At 48.8% G+C, this 929-nt stretch carries 1 pseudogene; it reads right to left on the bottom strand.

What is annotated here, in order from left to right:
* Positions 1-929 (bottom strand): annotated as a pseudogene (gene vmeK / locus R7040_RS25190) (multidrug efflux RND transporter permease subunit VmeK); the annotation flags it as partial.

Raw genomic sequence — 929 nt, 5'->3', positions numbered from 1 at the left:
ATGCCGCTAACGTAGTCGCGGTAGAGGCGGTGATCGGCCATGCCATGCGTTTGGCTGCGTCTCGGTATGCCTCTTTACGCGGCGTGCCTTCTTGCATTCTCCGATCGGCAAACTCAGTGACGACGATTGCACCATCCACCAGCATGCCGACCGCCATGATTAAGGCAAACAGCACCACGATGTTTACGGTAAGACCAAAAACAGAGAGGACTAACAGCCCCGTTAAGAAAGAGCCTGGAATAGAGATCCCAACCAACAATGCCGTTCTTACCCCCAAGATCGCGATAATAACGATGACCACCAAAATGATTGCCGAGAGAATGTTGTTTTGCAGATCACTAAGCATCAGCTTGACATCATCCGACTGATCCCAAGTGTATTTAACCTGCAAATTACTTGGCCACTCTGCACGCAGTTGCCCTTGAGCAATCACCTCTTTAACTAACGCGACGGTTTCAATAATGTTCTCGCCAGCACGCTTTTTCACGTCAAGCACAATGGCAGGCTCACCATCCAAGCGTGCAAAGCTTTCCGGGTCACGAAACGCTCGGCGAACTGTGGCCACATCACCAAAGGTGATCACTTCTTTGCCATTCACTTTGATAGGCAATTCGAGAACATCTTTCAGAGAATCAAACACCGACGGAACTTTGACCGAAAAGCGCCCATATCCAGTATCGACAAAACCAGCCGCAACCACTCGGTTGTTTAGTGCGATCAAGTTATAGATATCGGCCTGATCCAATCCATAGCTTTCCATTAAAAGCGGATCGACGACGATCTCGACAATATCTTCACGATCACCAGCAATATCAACTTCCAAAATCTGGCGGAAGCTTTCTAATCTGTCACGCAACGTTCGTGCGATTTGAACAATGGTTCTCTCTGGCACCGTGCCATAAAGCACAACGGTTAAAACAGGCTCCTCT

The organism is Vibrio sp. 1069 (assembly GCF_033340555.1).
The sequence above is the reverse complement of the archived record's forward strand: the minus strand, read 5'-3'. Positions and strand labels throughout refer to the sequence as shown.